Source organism: Klenkia sp. AC732, assembly GCF_979256525.1.
In genome coordinates, this window is record NZ_CEEDOS010000089.1 from 1 (window position 1) to 1118 (window position 1118).

Sequence of the window (1118 nt, forward strand, 5' to 3'; positions counted from 1 at the left end):
TGTACTGCCCGGACAGGTTGGTGCACGGTCTCTGTTCGAGGCTGATCTTGATGTGAGGAGGGACCTCCGGGTTCTGTGTGGGAGCCGCCAAGCACCCGCACCGACCCAGGAGGTCCCTCGTGCCCCACCGTAATGCGCCCCTGACTGAGCTCGGCCGGCTGCGATTGGCCCGCTGCATCGTCGATCAGGGCTGGCCGGTCGCCCACGCCGCGGCCCGGTTCCAGGTCGCCCGGACCACTGCCAAGCGCTGGTCAGAGCGCTACCGGGAGCAGGGGTCGGCCGGGATGGTCGACCGCTCCAGCCGGCCGCACCACTCACCCCGGCGGACCCCGCAGCCTGTGGTGCGCAAGATCGTGCACCTGCGCTGGAAGCAGCGACTGGGCCCGGTCGCGATCGCTGCGAAGGTCGGGGTATCCGCCTCGACGGTGCACCGGATCTTGACCGCCTGCCGGATCAACCGCCTCTGGCACGTCGACCGAGCTACCGGCGAGCCGATCCGCCGCTATGAGATGACGCGCCCGGGCGAACTGGTGCACGTCGACATCAAGAAGCTGGGCAACATCCCTGACGGGGGTGGCTGGCGCATCCACGGCAGGACCCAAGGCATCGCCAACCGGCAGGCCCACCGCGACTCAACCCGCCCGCGCAAGGTGCACGGACGCCCCAACCTTGGCTACTGCTACGTCCACTCAGCCATCGACGCCTACACCCGGCTGGCCTACTCCGAGGCCCTCGACGACGAGACCGCCGCCACCGCCCTGGCCTTCTGGGCCCGGGCCAGAGCGTTCTTCGCCAGCCACGGCATCACCATCGACCGGGTGCTGACCGACAACGGCTCGGCCTACAAGAGCCACGCCTGGCGCGACGAGCACGCCGCCCTGGGCATCAAGCACTCCCGCACCCGAGTCCGTCGTCCCCAGACCAACGGCAAGGTCGAGCGACTCAACCGCACCCTGCTCGAGGAATGGGCCTACAAGCGGCTCTACAACTCAGAGACCAACCGCCGAGCAGCCCTGTCAGGCTGGCTGCACCACTACAACCACCACCGGCCCCACACCGCCCTGGGCAACCTCCCACCCATCACCCGGTGCACCAACGTCACCGAGCAGTACACCTAG

Annotated in this window: 1 protein-coding gene; it reads left to right on the forward strand. The window is 68.8% G+C overall.

Going from position 1 to position 1118, the window contains the following annotated elements; all coding sequences use genetic code 11:
• Positions 1–119: 119 nt before the first annotated feature.
• Positions 120–1118, forward strand: a complete 999-nt coding sequence (locus AC0IVP_RS21800; protein ID WP_471759266.1) for an IS481 family transposase — start codon at positions 120–122, stop codon at positions 1116–1118.